The sequence below is a fragment of the Streptomyces sp. NPDC005955 genome (assembly GCF_042871255.1).
Taxonomy (GTDB): Bacteria; Actinomycetota; Actinomycetes; order Streptomycetales; family Streptomycetaceae; genus Streptomyces.
In genome coordinates this window covers 367,775-386,073 of record NZ_JBIAIF010000001.1, presented here as the reverse complement: position 1 = coordinate 386,073, position 18,299 = coordinate 367,775, and the positions used below count along the sequence as shown (strand labels likewise).

Annotated in this window: 15 protein-coding genes; 11 read left to right on the top strand and 4 right to left on the bottom strand. The window is 72.1% G+C overall.

Going from position 1 to position 18,299, the window contains the following annotated elements; all coding sequences use genetic code 11:
• Positions 1 to 61 precede the first annotated feature (61 nt).
• Positions 62 to 1,699: an amidohydrolase family protein gene (locus ACFYOU_RS01590; protein ID WP_391302655.1), complete on the bottom strand. Its 1,638-nt coding sequence runs from the start codon at positions 1,697 to 1,699 to the stop codon at positions 62 to 64.
• 76 nt (positions 1,700 to 1,775) lie between these two features.
• The gene (locus ACFYOU_RS01585; protein ID WP_391302653.1) at positions 1,776 to 3,080 is read right to left on the bottom strand and encodes an alanine racemase; all 1,305 of its coding nucleotides are present in this window, start codon (positions 3,078 to 3,080) and stop codon (positions 1,776 to 1,778) included.
• A 216-nt stretch (positions 3,081 to 3,296) separates the two neighbouring features.
• Here ACFYOU_RS01585 and ACFYOU_RS01580 point away from each other — a divergent pair, with 216 nt between their 5' ends.
• From ACFYOU_RS01580 to ACFYOU_RS01540, 9 genes are all read left to right on the top strand, one after another.
• Positions 3,297 to 4,433, top strand: coding sequence for a PfkB family carbohydrate kinase (locus ACFYOU_RS01580; RefSeq protein ID WP_391302650.1), 1,137 nt, complete (start codon positions 3,297 to 3,299; stop codon positions 4,431 to 4,433).
• Positions 4,430 to 5,269, top strand: coding sequence for an IclR family transcriptional regulator (locus ACFYOU_RS01575; RefSeq protein WP_385486141.1), 840 nt, complete (start codon positions 4,430 to 4,432; stop codon positions 5,267 to 5,269). The genes ACFYOU_RS01580 and ACFYOU_RS01575 overlap by 4 nt, the downstream gene beginning before the upstream one ends.
• Complete coding sequence (locus tag ACFYOU_RS01570) at positions 5,266 to 5,676, top strand: Rid family hydrolase (protein WP_391302647.1); 411 nt, start codon at positions 5,266 to 5,268, stop codon at positions 5,674 to 5,676. Before ACFYOU_RS01575 ends, ACFYOU_RS01570 begins: the two co-directional genes overlap by 4 nt.
• A 404-nt stretch (positions 5,677 to 6,080) precedes the next feature.
• On the top strand, positions 6,081 to 7,589 hold the full coding sequence (locus ACFYOU_RS01565; RefSeq protein WP_387011069.1) for a GntP family permease: 1,509 nt from the start codon (positions 6,081 to 6,083) through the stop codon (positions 7,587 to 7,589).
• A gap of 98 nt (positions 7,590 to 7,687) precedes the next feature.
• Positions 7,688 to 8,374, top strand: a complete 687-nt coding sequence (locus ACFYOU_RS01560; RefSeq protein WP_391302645.1) for a hypothetical protein — start codon at positions 7,688 to 7,690, stop codon at positions 8,372 to 8,374.
• Positions 8,375 to 8,521: 147 nt separating this feature from the next.
• Complete coding sequence (locus tag ACFYOU_RS01555; RefSeq protein ID WP_391302643.1) at positions 8,522 to 9,283, top strand: Clp protease N-terminal domain-containing protein; 762 nt, start codon at positions 8,522 to 8,524, stop codon at positions 9,281 to 9,283.
• 462 nt (positions 9,284 to 9,745) lie between these two features.
• Positions 9,746 to 10,150: a hypothetical protein gene (locus ACFYOU_RS01550; RefSeq protein ID WP_391302641.1), complete on the top strand. Its 405-nt coding sequence runs from the start codon at positions 9,746 to 9,748 to the stop codon at positions 10,148 to 10,150.
• A 54-nt stretch (positions 10,151 to 10,204) separates the two neighbouring features.
• Positions 10,205 to 11,158 (top strand): hypothetical protein, encoded by a 954-nt coding sequence (locus ACFYOU_RS01545; protein WP_391302639.1) that lies wholly within the window; start codon positions 10,205 to 10,207, stop codon positions 11,156 to 11,158.
• A gap of 75 nt (positions 11,159 to 11,233) precedes the next feature.
• On the top strand, positions 11,234 to 12,553 hold the full coding sequence (locus ACFYOU_RS01540) for an Nramp family divalent metal transporter (protein WP_391302637.1): 1,320 nt from the start codon (positions 11,234 to 11,236) through the stop codon (positions 12,551 to 12,553).
• 67 nt (positions 12,554 to 12,620) lie between these two features.
• Here the strand turns inward: ACFYOU_RS01540 and ACFYOU_RS01535 are convergent, their stop codons facing one another.
• Positions 12,621 to 13,943, bottom strand: a complete 1,323-nt coding sequence (locus ACFYOU_RS01535) for a hypothetical protein (RefSeq protein WP_391302635.1) — start codon at positions 13,941 to 13,943, stop codon at positions 12,621 to 12,623.
• A gap of 214 nt (positions 13,944 to 14,157) precedes the next feature.
• Positions 14,158 to 15,897: a glycosyl hydrolase family 18 protein gene (locus ACFYOU_RS01530; protein ID WP_391302633.1), complete on the bottom strand. Its 1,740-nt coding sequence runs from the start codon at positions 15,895 to 15,897 to the stop codon at positions 14,158 to 14,160.
• A 580-nt stretch (positions 15,898 to 16,477) separates the two neighbouring features.
• Between ACFYOU_RS01530 and ACFYOU_RS01525 the strand changes: the two genes are divergently transcribed.
• Positions 16,478 to 17,512, top strand: coding sequence for a hypothetical protein (locus ACFYOU_RS01525; protein ID WP_391302631.1), 1,035 nt, complete (start codon positions 16,478 to 16,480; stop codon positions 17,510 to 17,512).
• Positions 17,513 to 17,588: 76 nt separating this feature from the next.
• The gene (cpaB, locus tag ACFYOU_RS01520; protein ID WP_387009900.1) at positions 17,589 to 18,293 is read left to right on the top strand and encodes a Flp pilus assembly protein CpaB; all 705 of its coding nucleotides are present in this window, start codon (positions 17,589 to 17,591) and stop codon (positions 18,291 to 18,293) included.
• Positions 18,294 to 18,299 lie beyond the last annotated feature (6 nt).

Sequence of the window (18,299 nt, the reverse complement as noted above, 5' to 3'; positions counted from 1 at the left end):
CGCGGTGATCATGGGACGGGATCGTCGCACGAGGGGCGGCCTCTTGGGGAGAGGTCGATGGTCACCCGTTTGTCGGACGGTAGGAGGGGCCCCGGACCGTGCGGCCCGCGATGACGTCGGTGCGGCGGCCGTCGCGCATCACGAACTTCCCGTCGATGAGGACGTGCGGGATGCCCGTGGGGTAGGCGCGCGGCACCTCGTACGTGGAGCCGGCGGCGACGGTGTCCGCGTCGAACAGGACGAGGTCGGCGCGGTAGCCCTCGCGGACCGTGCCCCGGTCGGCGAGGCGGAGCCGGGCGGCGGGGCGGGAGGTGAGGTGCGCGACGCACTCCTCCAGCGACAGGACGCCCAACTCGCGGACGTACGTGCCCAGGTACTCGGGGAAGGTCCCGTACGCCCGGGGGTGGGGCTTGGCGCCCTGGAGGATGCCGTCGGAGCCGCCGGTGTGGACCCGGTGGCGCATGATCGTCCGGACGTTCTCCTCGTGGCCGACGTGCTGGAGGATCGTCGCGCCGAGCCGGTCGTCGAGGAGCAGACGGCGGGCGGTGTCCCAGGGGGTTCGACCGGTCGCGGTGGCGGTCTGGAGGATCGTACGGCCGACGTAGTGCGTGTGCGCGGGATCGGTGACGCCGGAGATCTCGATGGTCTCCCACTCGACGGGCACCCCGTGGCAGCCGTCCGAGCCGATCTCCTCCAGGTGGTGGCGGATGCGTTCGGCGGTGGCGTCGTCCCGGAGCCGGTCGAGGGTCGCGTCGGGGCCGCCCTCGCTGGCCCAACTCGGCAGCACGGCGGCCAGGGTGGTGGAGCCGGGGGTGTACGGGTAGGTGTCGAGGGAGATGTCGGCGCCTTCGGCCAGCGCCTTGTCGAGGAGGTCCAGCAGGTCGCCGGCGCGGCCCTTGTTGACGCCGAAGTTCATGGTGGCGTGGGCCAGGTGCAGCGGACAGTCGGCCTCCCGGGTGAGGGCGACCATCTCCTCGTACGCCTGGAGGGCGCCCGCGCCGTAGCTGCGGTGGTGCGGGCAGTAGTAGCCGCCGTGTTCGGCGACCACCCGGCACAGGGCGGTCAGTTCGGCGTCCTGCGCGTACATGCCGGGCGTGTAGGTGAGGCCGGAGGACATGCCCACGGCGCCCTCGCGCATCGCCTTGGCGGTCTCGGCGCGCATGAGGTCCAGTTCGGCGGGGGTGGGCGCGCGGTCCTCCCAGCCGACGGCGAGCATCCGGAGGCTGCCCTGCGGGATCAGGTACGCGGCGTTGACGGCGATGCCGCGGTTGCCGTCGGGGTCGGTGTGGGCGCGGTCGAGGCGGTCCAGGTACTCGCCGACCGAGCGCCAGTCGAAGTCGATGTCGGAGCCGTCGCCGTTCCAGCCGGCGATGGCCCGGCGGATCGCGGCCAGGGTGATGTCGTTGACGGGTGCGTAGGACAGCCCGTCCTGGCCGATGACCTCCAGGGTGACGCCCTGGGCGGCCTTCGAGGTGTGCGCGGGGTCGCGCAGCAGGGCCAGGTCGGTGTGGGCGTGCATGTCGATGAAGCCGGGCGCCAGGGTGAGCCCCTCGGCGTCCAGGGTCTCCCCGCTGGTGGCGGGGGGCGGGCCGGTGCGGTGGATCTCCGCGATCCGGCCCGCCACGACGCTCACGTGGGCCCGGTACGCGGGGGCGCCCGTCCCGTCGGCCACACGAGCGTTCTTGATCACCAGGTCCATGCGTTTCCTCCGGGCTCGGGCTAGCGGAACGTAGGGCGGACTAAAAGGGCTGGAGGTACTGGAAGGGCTGGAAGCGCTAGAAGTACGTGCGGATGAAGTCGGTGACCGTGCCGTCCGCCTCGACCACGGGGATCAGCTGCCACTTGTCGAAGGCGGTGCACGGGTGCGACAGGGCGAGGGAGAGCCAGTCGCCGACCTCCAGGTCGGCCTCGGGCGTGGTGACGAGCCAGCCGTGCTGGTCGGACAGGGCGGTGAGCGTCACCCCGGTCGCCGGGTGCTCGACGCCGTCGCGGTGCACGGTCCGGGTGGCCGGCAGGTCCAGGTCGTAGGCGGCGTCCCGCTTGCCGGCGTTGGTGAACGCCTGCTCCGGGGACGGCCGGGACACCACCTGCGTCCACAGTCGGAACGCCGGGTGCAGGGCGCCCTCCTCGGGGACCCGGTTGAAGGGCGTGACGTGCTCGTAGTGGCCCTCGTCGTGGGAGACGTACGCACCGGAGCGCAGCAGCTTCAGCGCCGGTGCGGAGAGCGCGGGGAGTTCGGCGAAGACGTCGGCGACCGCGTCGAACCAGGCGCTGCCGCCCGCGCTGACCACGATGTCGTCCAGCCCGGCGAAGCGGCCGGCCGCGTCGAAGGCGACGGCGAGCGCGTTGAGCCGGCGCAGCCAGGCCCGCACCCGCTCGGGGTCGGCGCCCGGGACCTCGCCCTCGTAGCCGGCGACGCCGACGAGACGCAGCGTGGAGGTGGCGGCGACGGCGTCCGCGACGGCCGCGCACTCGGCCTCGGTGCGGGCGCCGGTGCGGGCGCCCTCGCCCGCGCCGAGTTCCACCACCACGTCCAGGCGGCGGGCGGAGCCGGTCAGGGCCCGGTCCATCTGCTGCACGCCGCGCACCGAGTCGACGTAACACAGGAACCGGAAGTCGGGGTCGGCCGCGAGTTCGGCGGCCAGCCAGCGCAGGGCGGCCGGGTCGACGAGTTCGTTGGCGAGGAAGATCCGCTGCACGCCGAACGCGCGGGCCACCCGGACCTGGTGGGGGAGCGCCAGGGTGACGCCCCAGGCGCCGCGCTCGATCTGCCGGGCGAAGAGCTGCGGGGCCATGGAGGTCTTGCCGTGCGGGGCGAAGGCCAGGCCGTGGCGCTCGGTGTACTGCTCCATCAGCGCGAGGTTGTGCTCCAGGCGCTTGGCGGACAGCGCCAGGACCGGGGTGGTGAACCCGCCGGTGAAGAGGTTGCGGCGCTCGGCGGCGAGGGCGCCGACGGTCAGGCCCTCGGCGTCCGGGGGCAACCCCTTGAAGCGGTGGTCGACGCGTTCGGCGGCGAGTGCGGCCAGGGCGGCGGCGCGCTGCGGGGTCGCGGTCTGCTCGTCGTCGTTGACGGCGGCCATGGGAGCCTCCCGGGGTCGGGGCGAGGGTGCCTGGGGTCTGCGACTTCCAGTGTGCGTTTTGCAACATGTGCAACACTCATTGCGTATGTCGCACGTAGCTGTCTAACATCCGAGCCGACGCCGGGTCAACGGAGCCCACCGGCCGATCGCCCGCCCCCCGACCGGTCCCACGGTCGGCCGACCACGAGCCGACGACCAGTGAGGAGCCCCACCGCCGTGACCGCATCCGGAGCCGCCACGCCCCGCGCCACCCCCGCCCCCGACGCCCCCCTGCGGTCGGACGGCGACCGGCGCGGCGACCGGCCGGACGCCGTCACCCTCGGGGAGTCGATGGTCACCTTCCTGCCCTCCGAGCCCGGCCCGCTGGAGGACGTCCCCTCCTTCGCCCGCGGCATCGGCGGCGCCGAGTCCAACGTGGCCTGCTCCCTCGCCCGCGCCGGCCACCACGTGCGCTGGATCAGCCGGGTCGGCGAGGACGGCTTCGGCGCCCACCTCGTCCGCGCCATCGGGGAACACGGCGTCGACACCAGCGGGGTCCGCCGCGACGAACACCGACCCACCGGGATCTACTTCCGCACCGCCGGGGAACGCGCCGTGCGCAAGGGCGAGACCCCCGGCGCGGACGGCGCCCCCCTCGCCGAGGTCGTCTACTACCGCGCCGGCTCCGCCGCCTCCGCGATGTCCCCCGCCACCATGGACGTGCCCGCGCTGCTCGCCGGCCGCGTGCTGCACCTGTCCGGGATCACCGCCGCACTCTCCGCAGACTGCCTCGCCCTGCTGGAAGAGCTGACCGGCCCCCGCGCGGACCGCCCGCTGCTCTCCTTCGACGTCAACTACCGCGTCAACCTGTGGCGCGACCACGCGCGCGCCGGCCGGGTGCTGCTGTCCCTGGCCCGCTCCTGTGACCTGGTGTTCGTCGGCGAGGACGAGGCCGCCGTCGCCTGGGGCGTCACCGGCGGGCCCGCCGCCATCCGGGCCGCCCTCCCCGAACCCGAGCTCGTCGTCGTCAAGCAGGGCGCCCACGGTGCCGTCGCCCTCGCCGCCGACGGCACCCGCACCTTCGTCCCCGCCCTCACCGTCGACGTGGTCGCCCCGGTCGGCGCCGGCGACGCCTTCGCCGCCGGGTTCCTCTCCGCCACCCTGCGCGGGCTCCCCGTCCGCGACCGGCTCCGCCACGGCCACCTGATGGCCGCCGCCGCCCTCACCGTCCCCGGCGACCTCGCCGTGCCCCCGACCCGGGAACGCGCCGACCACCTGGCCGCACTCGACGACGCCGGGTGGGGGAGACTGCGACTCGGCCCCGGCTGGACCGACGCCGACCCCAGGGCCCAGGAGGAGGTACCCACCAGATGAGCCAGACCGTCGACCGAGCGCTGTCGATCCTGCCGCTGCTCGCGGAAGGCCCCGCCGACCTCGGCAAGGTCGCCGAACGCCTCGGCGTCCACAAGTCCACCGCCCTGCGGCTGCTGCGCACCCTCCACGAACACGGACTCGTCTACCGGCAGTCCGACCAGCGCTACCGGCTCGGCGCCCGGCTCTTCGCCCTCGCCCAGGAAGCCGTCGAGAACCTCGACGTGCGCGAGATCGCCCACCCGCACCTCGTCGCCCTCAACGAGAAGATCGGCCACACCGTCCACCTGGCCGTGTACGAGGAGAACGAGGTCCTCTACATCGACAAGGTGGAGAGCCGCTACCCCGTCCGCATGTACTCGCGGATCGGCAAGCCCGTCGCGATCACCGTCGCCGCCGTCGCCAAGCTGCTCCTCGCCGACCTCCCCGAAGCCGAGCGGCGCGCCATCGCCGAACGGCTCGACTACCCCATGTACACGTCCCGTTCGACGCCGAGCGCCGCCGCGTTCCTCCGGGAACTGGCCGCCGTGCGCGAACAGGGCTGGGCCACCGACCTCGGTGGCCACGAGGAGTCCATCAACTGCATCGGCGCACCCGTGCGCGGCACCGACGGGCGGCTCGTCGCCGCGATGTCGGTGTCCGCGCCGAACGTCGTCGTCACCGCCGACGAACTCCTCACCCTGCTGCCCCTGGTGCGGCGCACCGCCGACGCCATCAGCCGCGAGTACTCCGGCAACCCCCACCCCTCGGGGACGGGGGCGCCCGGTGCCGCCACCCCGGGCCCCGCCACCGGTGGACCCGGGCCGTCCCGTACCACCCCGACCGAGGAACGCCCATGACCGAGAAGACCGCCCTCACCCCCTCCACCCACACCACCCCGCCCGCGAAGTTCTCGCACGGTGTCCGCAAGGGCAACCTCCTCCAGGTCGCCGGCCAGGTCGGCTTCCTGCCCGCCGTCGAGGGCCAGCCCCCGACGCCCGCCGGCCCCACCCTGCGCGAGCAGACCCTCCAGACCTTCGCCAACGTCAAGGCGATCCTGGAGGAGGGCGGCGCTGGCTGGGACGACGTGATGATGGTCCGCGTCTACCTCACGGACGTCGACCACTTCGCCGAGATGAACGAGATCTACAACGCGTACTTCGAGGAGCAGGGCCTCACCGCCCCGCCCGCCGCGCGCACCACCGTGTACGTGGGCCTGCCCAAGGGCCTCCTCATCGAGATCGACGCGCTCGCCGTCCTCGGCTGACCCCTCGATCGTCCACGTCTCGCGTCGAGGGGCCGTCCCGGGCCTGAGTCCCCCGGGGCAGTCCGCGGCCCCTCGACGCGGCGCCCGCCGTGCGCACGGCGCGCGCCGGCCGGTCCGGGTGCCCCCTCTTGCCACGGGGGCGCCCGGACCGCCACCGCACCACCGTGCCCGCCCGTACCCGGCCCGGTACGCGTTCCGCCAGGACCACCGGGCTCCCGGGCTCCCCACGACTCACTGAGGCCCCACACCACCGCACTCGTCACGGTGCGGCGCCCCCGCAGGCGCCGGGCCGCGATCCGTCCTGCCCGCAGCGCCGGTGAAGGTGTCCGACGGCCCCTCGTGCGAAGGGGCGAACGGCGTCGTACCCGACCGCCCGGCGCGCAACGGAAGTACGAGGCTCCCTCATGTACCCACTGGCCGCCCCCACCTCCATAGCCGGGCCCGCGCTCGCCGCGGGCAGCGCCCCCGCCGCCGACCCGCCCACCACCGGTCTGCTGGCCCTGATCCCCGGCACCGCCGGACTCCTCACGGTCGCCGCCCTCGGCATCGCCCTGCTGCTGTTCCTGATCATCAAGGTCAGGCTCCAGCCGTTCGTGGCGCTGCTCACCGTCTCCATCGCGGTCGGCCTGGCCGCCGGACTCTCCGTCACCCAACTCTTCGGCACCGTCCAGAAGTCGGACGCCGTCTCGCTCATCGAGTCCGGGATGGGCGGCACCCTCGGCCACGTCGCCATCATCATCGGCCTGGGCACCATGCTCGGCGCCATCCTGGAGGTGTCCGGCGGCGCCGAAGTCCTCGCCTCCCGGCTGCTCGGCCTCTTCGGTGAGAAGCGGGCGCCCCTCGCGATGGGCCTGACCGGCGTCATCTTCGGCATCCCGGTCTTCTTCGACGTCGGCATCTTCGTGCTCGCGCCGATCGTCTACGCGGCGGCCAAGCGGGGCGGCAAGTCGATCCTGCTGTACTGCATGCCGCTGCTCGCGGGCCTGTCGATGACCCACGCCTTCCTGCCGCCGCACCCCGGCCCCGTCGCCGCCGCCGGACTCCTCAAGGTCGACCTCGGGTGGGTCATCCTGATGGGCGTCGTCGTCGGCGTGCCGGCCGTGGTCGCCGCCTGGGGGTACGCCGCGTGGATCGGCAAGCGGCTGTTCGTGCCCGTTCCGCAGGACATGGTCGAGGCGGCCGAGGAGTCGCGGGCCGCGCTCGCCGAGGAACAGCGCGCCGCCGGTACGGTGCCCACCGAGGCGCCCGTCCCGCTCGGCACGGTGCTGTTCATCATCGGCACCCCGCTGGTGCTGATCCTGCTGGCCACCTTCTCGTCCATCGCCTTCGACCCGTCCACCGCCCGTTCGGTGATCGAGTTCTTCGGGCACCCCTTCGTCGCCCTGACGATCGCCCTGCTGATGGCGTACTGGCTGCTCGGCGTGCGCCGCGGCTGGTCCCGCAAGTCCCTGGAGACGGTCTCCACCTCGTCCCTGAAGCCGGTCGGCAACATCCTGCTCGTCGTCGGCGCCGGCGGGGTCTTCGGAGCCGTGCTCAAGGGCAGCGGGGTCGCCCAGGCCCTGTCGGACACGTTCAACGACCTCGGGCTGCCGGTGATCGTGCTGGCCTACCTGATCTCGCTGGTGCTGCGGGTCGCCCAGGGTTCGGCGACCGTCGCGATCGTCACCACCGCGGGGATCGTCTGGCCGCTGATCGAGGCCGGGGACCACTCCCAACCGTTCGTCGCCCTCGTCATCATGGCCATCTCGGCGGGCTCGATCTTCGCGTCCCACGTCAACGACGGCGGGTTCTGGATCGTCGCCAAGTACTTCGGCATCTCCGAGCGCGACACGCTGAAGTCCTGGACCGTCCTGGAGTCGGTGCTGTCGGTGGCCGGCTTCGCCGTCGCCGCGGTACTCAGCCTGTTCGTCTAGCGACCGGCACCGGAGGAACCGGCCTTTCCGGGCGTGTCCGTCACGATTGGGTACCCCGCTCATGCACGTCACAGGAATCTCGGCCATACTGCGGTGCCGTGGAGCCCATAGGCAAGAACCCCTCGCTCGTCGACGCCGCCGCCATCGACCCGGCGCACGTCCCCGGCCTCGCGACGCCCGTCGCGGTTCCCCAGCCGGGGGTGGTGGACCGCACGGACTCCGGCCCGGACCCGGACCCGGAGTCAGACCCGGAGCCGGAATCCGCCGCGGACTCCCGGACGGAGGCGGACGGCGACTCCTCGGACGAGGAGCCAGCCGCCGGCGCTGAGGCGTCCGACGGGCCCGTGTTCGAGGTGTCCGACCGGCGCGGGTCGATCGTGGTGGACGCGACCGGCGTCCGGTTCACGCTGGACGACCAGGCCGCGGAGTGGACCTGGGACGAGATCGGCGCCCTGGAGATCACCACCGGCCGCTTCCCGCGCCGGTTGACGCTCTACGTCCACACCCCGGACCGGCGTTGGTACCCCAACGAGATCCGGGCCTCGTCCCGCGCCGAGCTCACCCGGTGGTCCGAGGAGCTGGACGCGGCGCTGGACGCCTGGTTCGACGACGCGGACGCGGATGATGCCGCCGGGGCCGAGGACCGCCCGGAGGTGGAGTCCCCGGACGCCGCTGACACCACTGACGCCGCTGACGAGGCGGACACGGCGGACGCCAAGGAGTCCGCGAAGCCCGGCAAGCCCGGCAAGCCCGGTGCGGCCGGGAAGTCGCGCAAGGGCGACTGACGACGCACGACTGACGACGCAGCGGGGCCCGGTCCGAGATCTCCTCGGACCGGGCCCCGCTGCGTCGTGCCCGCGTGCGCGCCGCACCCGAGGAACGCGGCCGATTATCGCCTCCCTTCATAACCCCAGTGGGGTTACGTTGGGGTTATGCCAAAGATCAATGTCTATCTGCCCGATGAACTGGCCGAGGCGGTCAAGCTGGCGGGCGTACCGGTGTCCGCCGTGTGCCAGCGCGCCCTGGAACAGGCCGTGCGCCGCGTGACCGCCATCCGGGAGACGGTGCTGACCGACCTCGACGACGAACCGACCGGCGCACTGGCGCACTTCACCGCACGCACGCGCACCGTGCTCACCCTCGCGGTCGAGCGGGCGGAGAGCGCCGGAGCGGCGCGACTGGGAACCGCACACCTGCTGGCCGCCCTGCTGGACGAGGGCGACAACCTGGCCCTGCACGTCCTGGGCGCCCTGGAGATCGAGCCGAAGCAGGTCGCACGTGACCTGGCTCGCCGGCAGCCCGGAGACCACCGCCCCGTGCCGGCGGACACCGATCCGAGCCGGTTCGACGGCCCCGCGGCCAACGCCGTCGAACTGGCCGTCACCGAGGCGATCGGCCTCGGCCACAACTACGTCGGCTGTGAACACCTGCTGCTCGGTCTGGTCGGTGAACCCGACGGCGCCGCCGGCCAGGTGCTGCGGGCCCTGGGCGCCGACCCCAAGCTCGTGCGCCGCGCCGTCAGCGCCGCGCTGGCCGGCTACGTCCACCTGCGGGCCCAGACCGGGCAGGACCGACCGGCGGTGCCGGCCGACGCCCGACAGGAGCTCGCCGCGGTCCTGCGCGCGGAACTCGCACCGGTGACCCGGCGCATCGCGCGGCTGGAGGAACACCTCGGACTCGACACCGAGAGCTGACCGCGGTGGTGACGCGGTGGCAACGGTGCGTCCTCCTCGTCGCCCTCGTCCTCGTCCTGGCGGGCAGCACGTGGTGAAGCCGTGTCGAGCGGGGGCCGGGCAGCGCCGAACCGGTGCCGCCCCGGCGCGCGATGCCCCCACCGCGGAAGGACTGGACCTCCCCTGTCGAATCCGCCCCCTCCCGTGGGTCGGACAGCGCGCGCCGCGTCCGTCATCAGGGGGAATGGGACCCGCTGGTTGGGTAGCGTCCGTTTTCGGCCGCGCATTCTTCGGGAATCGAAGAACAAAGCGGTCTTTTTTGCTGTCCTCGCAGGTTGTGTGCCCTGTGCAAGTGCCGCTCGATCCGCTTACGGACGGCTCGCTGCACGCCATCTGGAAGTCCACTCGAAAATCGAGCGTTGACAAATCATCCTCCTGAGATTGAGATCTCTCCAAGGGAAACTATTCGAGAGAGGTTCACTCGTGCGTCTGGGAAAGATGGGTATCGCGTTCGGAACGGCGGCTGCCTGTGTGGCCGGATTGTTCGTCTTCTCGCCCGCCGCCGGCGCGGCAGAGGGGAGCAACGAGGGGGGTCGCCAATTTGCCCCTCACTGTAAGGTCACGCTCTACGCGACGGCGGGGTACCGAGACGGGAAGCGGGATTTCCAGGGCGAGGACAAGACCTTTGCCGGGGACCGATGGGACAACGGCAAGCTCATGAACGATGACGCGAATTCGGCCAAGAGTACCTGCGACCAGTTCGTGACCATCTTCGAGGACAGCTACGCCCGCGGCCAAATGACCTTCCTGGACTACAAGGAGAACGTCACGGATCTCTCCCGCGCCCCGCACAACATGGGCAACAAGGCCAGCTCCTTGTACATGTAGGGCGTGCCCTCCGGGGTGCGGTGTGATCGCCGCGCGGCACCCCGGAGCGGGACGGTGCGCGGCCAGTACACCCTGATCAGGCTTGATCCCGTTCGTCACAGAGAGAGGTGGGGCGTGCGTCGGCGCCACTGGTCGCACTGGGCCCTCGGCACGGTGTCCCTCGGTTCCCTGTCGCTGGTGGGCTGCTCGGACCCCGGCCCCGGGGGAACCGCCGATGAAGCCCGCCCGCCCGCAGCCACTCGGCAGGCCACTTCCCTCGTCTTCCCGATCGACTCCTATCAACTCTCCGAGCCCGACCGGAACACCGTGTCCGAGGCGGTGGACATCCTGATCCGGGACTGCATGAAGCAGAGCGGACACGAATGGAGAGTCGTGCGCGCCCCCCAGCGGGAGGTGAACTGGATGAATCGCCTTCGCTACGGCGTGATCGAAATCGAAGTGGCCAAGACCTACGGATACCGTACGTCCGCTGAGCTCCTTTTCTCCGATGAGTCACGACAGTTCCGTGCGGACATAAAGGAACGTAGATCAGAACTCACCGAGAGCGAGTGGGAAACCTCGTGGAAGTGCCGGCAGGAGGCTGACGCGCACATCGATCGGGGCGTCAACGTCCAGCAGACGAACTACCAGAAGTTCCGGAAACAGTCGTACGAGGGAGCGCAACGCGATCCCGATGTGGTGCGTGCCGTCGCTGAATGGCGTTCCTGCATGAAGGACGCCGGGTTCCCGTACGCCTCTCCCGACGCCGCAGCGGAAGATCCGCGCTGGCGACAGGAAGAGGGAGATCCGTCGGCCTATCGTGCTCCGGAGGAGATCGCCACGGCCGTGGCCGATGTGACGTGCAAGAACAAGGTGCGGCTGGTGGACCGGCGCTTCGCCGCGGAGAAGGCCCATGGACAGCGGATCATCGACGGGAACGCGGCCTACTTCTCCGAACTGCGCGTCGCCCGCGAGCGTCAGTTGACCCGTGCCCGCGACGTCATCGACGGGGACGGCACCAAGGGCTGAGCGAGGCCGTCAACGCCGACGGCGCGCTCGGCCGCGGGTCTTGTGGGACGGGGGCGTCTGCGGTTCCTTGGAGGGATGGCCGAGACAACGGACACCCCCACATCCGTGCCGGAAGCCTCCGGTACCCCTCCGCGCAAGTCGAGTTGGCGCTACATCGGACCCGGCATCGTCGTCGCGGCGACCGGCGTCGGCGCCGGCGACCTGGTGGCGACCCTGGTCGCCGGCAGCAACTTCGGATACACCCTGCTCTGGGCGGCGGTCGTCGGCTGCCTGGTCAAGATCTCCCTCGCCGAGGCCGCCGGCCGCTGGCACCTCGCCACCGGACGCACCCTGTTCGACGGGTGGCACAGCCTCGGCCGGTGGACCACCGTGTTCTTCGCCGTGTACGTGGTGGTCTGGGGCTTCGTGTACGGGGCCGCCGCGATGGCCTCCAGCGCGCTGCCGTTGCAGGCGCTCTTCCCGGACGGCTGGTCCCTGCGCACCTGGGGCGTGGTGTGCGGACTGGTGGGGCTCGCCTTCGTCTGGTTCAACCGGTACGCCGTGTTCGAGAAGGCCATGACCGTCCTGGTCGGGGTCATGTTCGTGGTGACGGTGTACCTCGCGGCACGGGTGACCCCGAACCTCGGCGACGCGTTCGCCGGACTGCTGCCCGTCCTGCCCGACGAGAAGGACGCGGTCCTCAACACGCTCGGCCTGATCGGCGGCGTCGGCGGGACGATCACCCTCGCCGCGTACGGGTACTGGGTCAACGCCAAGGGGTGGACCGGCCCCGGATGGATGAAGGTGATGCGGTTCGACAACCGGGTGGCGTACGCGACCACCGGGGTGTTCGTGATCTCCATGCTGTTCGTGGGCGCCGAACTGCTGCACTCCTCGGGCGTCGCCATCGCCAGCGGCGACCGCGGGCTGCTCGACCTCTCCGAGGTGCTGGAGGACCGCTACGGCACCGCCACCGCCAAGCTGTTCCTCATCGGGTTCTTCGCCACGTCGTTCACCTCGCTGATCGGGGTGTGGCACGGCGTCAGCCTGATGTTCGCGGACTTCGTCGGCCGACTGCGCGAGGGCCCCGCGGGCGGCACCGGCGCGTCGGTGGCCTCCGGTGAACGGCAGCGCTCCTGGGCGTTCCGCGGCTATCTGCTGTGGCTGACGTTCCCGCCGATGGTGCTGCTGTTCCAGGGCCAGCCGTTCCGTCTGGTGATCCTGTACGGGGTGCTGGGCGCCGCGTTCATGCCGTTCCTGTCGCTGACCCTGATCTGGCTGCTCAACTCGTCGCGCACCCCCCGTCAATGGCGCAACGGCCCGCTGAGCAACGCGGTGCTCGGGCTCGCCGGGCTGCTGTTCGTGGTGCTGTGCGTCAAGCAGGTGCTGGACCAGCCGTGGGGCGACTTCTTCTGACGGCACCCCCGGCTTCGGCCGCCCCGGCTTCGGCACCCCCGGCTTCGGCCGCCCGAGCGGCGGACGATCAGCGCTGCGCCCACCGCTCCGCACGGACCCGCAGCTCCGGGTCGGCGTCCGCCAGCAGCCGCTCCACCGCCCGCAGTTCCCCGCTCCCGACACGCGCCATCAGCAGGCGCAGCGCGGCGGCCCTGACGTGGCGGGGCCGCCCGGGCCCGGCCCGGTCCAGGAGCCACTCGGCGGGCAGCCCGGGCGCCCACGGCAGCAGGGCCGTCGTCGTCTCGCGCACCACCCCGGGCGCCGGATCGTCCAACAGGCGGCGCAGCCGGTCCCCGTGGGCGAGGTCCAACTCCCGCAGCCCGGCGACCGCCCGGGCCCGTACCGCCGGCGCCGGGTGGGCGAGCAACGGCCACAGCAGCTCCGCGTCCGCCTGCTGGTGGCCCTCCGCCAGCCCGATCACCGCGCCCGGCGCCAGGTCCGGATCGTCGGGTGCCGCGCACCGCGCCCGGTACCACGCCCAGGGGTCGCCGCCGGCCTGCCGCACCACGTAACGGGCGCAGGCCCGCACCACCGACGAGCGGTCGGCGAGGAAGGGCTCCGCCCGCTGCGGTCGGCCCGTGCGGCGCAGGGCGGTGACCCCGGCCGAGCGGCAGCGCGGGTTGCGCGCGGACAACAGCGGTCCGAGCACGTCCTCGTGGGCGTCGGCGGAGCGGAACACGTCCGGCAGGGCCGCGAGGGCGGCCGTCGCGCACAGGTCCTGGACCACCGGGTCCTCGCCGCGCCGGGCGGCCGTCCGGGCCAGTTCCCCGGGGTCCAACCGCCCGGTCTCCAGGGCGAGCCGGTACGCGTACCGCCGTGCCCCGCGGTCGGGGGAGTCGAACAGGACGCGGAGCCGGTCGTCGGGCGCCGCGCGCAGCACCCCGTCGAGCAGTCGGAGGCCGAAGGCGCCCCGCTCGCCCCGGCCGACGAGCAGCAGCAGCGGTGCGAGGGCGGTGGCCGAGTCGCCGTCGAGGGTCGCTGCCAGGATGTCCCGGGCGCGGGTGCGCACCGGTTCCGCCCAGTCCGCGCAGCGGATCACCACCAGGGGCAGTAGGGCGGGCCGGGTCTTCGCGGGGTGCAGGGCGGCGGCCCGGACGCGTCCGTCGCGGTGGCAGAGGGTGAGGGCGAGTCGGGAGTCGTCGAGCAGCGCGGTGCCGGCGTGGAGCAGGGCGGGGCGCTCCCACCCGGGCCGCGGTCCCCCGGACCCGTACCGGCTGCGCCACCGCACGCCCTCGTCCAGGGCCAGCCAGTCGTGCGGCTGCGGGTCGGGCAGTGCCCGTGCCAGCGGTACGCCCTGCGCCAGCCGTTCGGCGAGGGCGCTGGCGTCGCGGAGGTCCGTCTGCCCACCCATGTCCGTCCCCGTCCCGTGGTCCGGAAGCGATCGTAGTCCGGGGGCTTCGGCCGGCGCCGCGGCCGGGGTGGGGACGCACCGCAGCGCCGCCGGGGAACGGCGGCGCTGCGGGCGGGGTTCGCCGTGCAAGTGGGGGTGCACGGCGATCACCCACGGAGGCGGTGTCCCGGGCGGTCACCGGTGTGGGGCCCGGTGACCGCCGACGGTGAGCCCGCTAAGGGAGGCTGCGGACGTGGGGTCCGACCGTGTTGGACCAGGCGTTGCCCGCCGTGGCGTCCCAGTTGATCGACCAGGTCATCGCGCCCCGCAGTGCCGGGTAGGCCCGGGCGGGCTTGAAGGAACCGCAGTTGGTGAGCTTGGTCAGGCAGTCCAGGGCGTTGTTGACGACCGAGGGCGACACGTAGCCGCCGCCCGCCGCGCGGGTCGAGGACGGCAGGCCGATGGCCACCTGCGAGGGGTCGAGACCGTTCTCGACCTGGATGCAGGTCAGCGCGGTGAGGAAGTCCACCGTGCCCTGGCTGTAGACCTTGCCGTCGCAGCCCAGCATGGCGCCGCTGTTGTAGTACTGCGTGTTGACGACGGTCAGGATGTCCTTGATGTTGAGCGCCGTCTTGAAGTACTCACCCGAGGTGGACTGCATGTCGATCGTCTGCGGGGCCATCGCGATGATCAGCGAGGAGCCCACCTTCGCCGACAGGGAGCGCAGCGCCTGCGTCATGTAGGTGGCGTTGAGGCCGTTCTCCAGGTCGATGTCGACCCCGTCGAAGCCGTACGACTGCATCAGCGCGTGCACGGAGTTGGCGAAGGCCGTCGCGGAGGCGGCGTCGTTGACCCGGACGGTGCCGAGTTCGCCGCCGACCGAGATGATGACCTTCTTGCCCGCGGCCTGCTTGGCGCGGATGTCGGCCCGGAACTGGGCGTCGGTGTAGCCGCCGAGCTGGGCCGAGTTGAGGTTGAAGGTCACGGCGCCCGGCGTGCTGGTGGCGTCGGCGAAGGCCACGGCGATGATGTCGTAGTTGTCGCTGACCTGTGCCAGGGTCTGCACGGTGGCCTGGTTGTTGAAGTTCTGCCAGTAGCCCGTCACGAAGTGTTTGGGCAGCCCGGTGACCGGGCCGTCCTTCGCCGTGCGTCCCTTGACGGGCGGCGTGGACTTGCCGGACTCGCCGGCCGCGTTGGTCGCGGTGACCTGGAAGGTGTACTCGGTGTCCGCGGCGAGGCCGGTGACGACCGCCGAGGCGCCGGAGACGGACTGCACCTTGAGGCCGTCGCGGTAGACGTTGTAGCCGGTCGCGTTGGCGACGGGCTTCCACGACACGTCCAGGGAGCTCTTGGTGGCGCCGCCGACCGCGACGTCGGTCGGCGGCACCGGGATGACGGTCTCCTCGCCGCCCCCGCCGCCGTCCGGGCCGAAGACCGAGACGTCGTCGACGAAGTACGCCGCGGCGCCGTACCAGCCGTGGGTGTAGACGTTGACCGAGGTGGTGTTGGCGCCGGTGGTGAAGCTGGTCGTCAGCTGCTTCCAACCGGAGGAGTCGGGCGTCCAGGTCGACACGTCGGTGGTGCCGGTGCCGGTCGCGCCGAGGTAGGCGAGGCCGCCCTGCACCCAGGCGCTCAGGGTGTACCGGGAGTTGGGCTTCACGGCGACGGTCTGGCTACACCGGGCGTTGTCGTGGCCCGCGGGGGTCGCCTTCAGCGCGGCGGCGCCGCTGCGGGCGGGGGTGGCCACGCTGGAGCCGGTGCCGGACGAGCACGTCCAGTTGGCCAGCCCGGACTCGAAGCCCGGGTTCTTGGCGTTGTTGATGTCCGCGGCGGCGGCGTCGGTCGCCAGCCCGGTGAGCGTCAGGGCGGATGCGGCGAGTACCGCGGACAGGGCTCCGGCCCAGGTCCTGCGGGCGGTGCTGTGGGGACGTCTGACACTGCCCGCGAGCGCGGGCGCGGGGGATCGGCGGTGCACTGGCTGCCTCCGGTGGGGTGGTGGCGAAACGAGTAAGCACGGATCACTGAACGCCGGTGTGGGGGCGTGCTGGAACAGGACGAGAACGTGGGGTCCGGGCGGCTGGCTGTCCGACCGGTGTACGTGGCGCATACGAAACGGTGGCCACCGTCGTTGTCCCAAGTTGGTCCAGACCAATCAGGGTTGTCAAGACCTCTGACGACACCCCGTGCCAGGCAAGAATGTCCCAAAGGGCATGCCGTCAAGGGGTGTTATTTCTGGCTTGAGTTCCTCTTAGGGCTGGCTTAGGGGTGGGTGGGCGGTGTGACGGGTGGTCGCGGACGGGTGACCGGGCGTGTCCCGCGGGAAGCCCTGACGGTCCGTGACCCCGGGCGCCCAGGGGGTTCACGGCGCGGAACCAAGGCCTCCGCTTCACCCTGTGTCGATCGAATTCCTACGTGCCGTGAACTCATCTGATGAGATCGGGTGTTGAGCGGGCCACGCCGTGGATATGGTGCAGATGCAGACAGATGCAGGAGTGGCATCACAGTGGTGCGGTGAGGGCGGTCGTGTGACCACGCCGCCGGGAGGAAGCGGGGGTGTGCGGGTGCCGACCGCCATAGCCGTCACCAGTCCCGACCTGGTGCTGCCCGCCCTGGACCGGCACACGCCGTCCGCGGCCGTGCTGCGCTCCGCCGCGCCCGCCGAACGCGAACGCGGCCGCGGCGAGCGCGCCGCCGGCAAGTCCGCCCGGCAGGGCCGCCCACCGGACGCGTACGGCCTCGAACAGTCCCTGACGGAGATGCACACCCTGATCGAACACCACGGCTACGTGGTCGTGCTGTGCCCGGCCTCCGCACCGCCCGCCGTCGTCAGACGGCTGCACACCGTGCGCTCCCTCCTGGAGAGCGACCGCATCGCCCTGCTGCGGCCCGACCTGCCGCCGCTCGGCCTCGCCGTCCTCACCCTGCAACTGCGTCAACTCTCCATGTGCGACTTCAGCCCCGGAGTCCTCGCCTCCGCCGCGCGGTTGCTCGCCCACTACATCTACGCCGGAGCGCTCCTCGGCTCCGTCACCCGGCTCGACCGGGTGCCCGTCGACCTCAAGGCCCACACCAGGTCCTGGGTCCCCGGCTCCCAGTTCGCCGTCCTCGCCACCCCGCAGTCCGAACTCGTCCGGCTCACCGGCGCCCAGGGCGCCCCGCACGGCCCGGCCGCCGACGGCGACGCCCCCGCCCTCACCGGCCCCGCCTTCGCCACCCACCTGTTCACCGCCGCCGGGCAACTCGCCCCCGACTGGGTCACCGACACGCTCGCCCCCGCCTGGCGGGTCCAGGGCGTCACCGAGACCCGGCTGCCCGCCGAGTCCCCGCACTGGTGGGCCACCGGCAAGGTCGTCGAGTTCGCCGCCGCCATCCCCGACATCTCGGTGCTCTACCAACTCGTGTCCTCGGTCCGCCGCGAACACTGCCGCTGGTGCGGACTCGAACTGATCGGCGACCGCTGCGGATTCTGTTCCGCGCCCCTCGCGCCGGCCCCCGAAGCGACCGGGCCCCCACGGACGGCCACCACCCGGGCGGCCCCCGCACTGCGCAGGCCCACCGCGGCCCGGGCCCTCACCGGCGGCCCCGTGTGAGCCGTACCGCCCCGGCCCGGCCCCCGCACCACCACCCCGTCCACACGCCCACGTTCCCGATCGAGGTAGTCCGGCCATGAACTCACGCCAGCGCCGTGGCGTCATCCTGCTGGTCCTCTCGGTACTGTGCGCCCTCGGCGCCTTCGCCGGGGTGCTGGCGGTGATCCGCGACGTGAACTCCAAGGTCGGACCCGAAACCACCGCGTACCGCCTGAAGAGCGACGTCGCCCCCTACAAGACCCTCACCAGCAGCCAGTTCGAAAAGGTCAGCATGCCGAAGCGGTGGCTCTCCAAGACCGCCGTCACCGACCTGAACGCCATCCGCGGCAAGATCGCCGTCACCCGGCTGCGCGCCGGCTCCCTGCTCCAACACGACATGATCGTCGAACGGCCGGAACTCTCCGCCGGACAGCAGGAGATCGCCATCATGATCGACGCGGCCACCGGGGTCGCCGGGAAGATCACCCCGGGCGCCACCGTCAACATCTACGCCACCTTCGAGAGCGACGACGAGCGGGCCAAACACCAGTCCAAGGTCATCGTCGAGAACGCCAAGGTCATCGACGTCGGCAAGCTCACCGCCCTCGACCCCGACCGCCGCGACCGGGCCCGCAGCACCAACGAGGCCGTCCCCATCACCTTCGCCCTCGGCACCGCCGACGCCCAACGCATCGCCTACGCCGAGTCCTTCGCCACCCACGTCCGGCTCGCCCTGGTCGCCCCCGGCGGCGCCGACGTCCGGCCCGACGACCGCACGTTCACCCTCGACGAGGACCGCTAGGAGCGC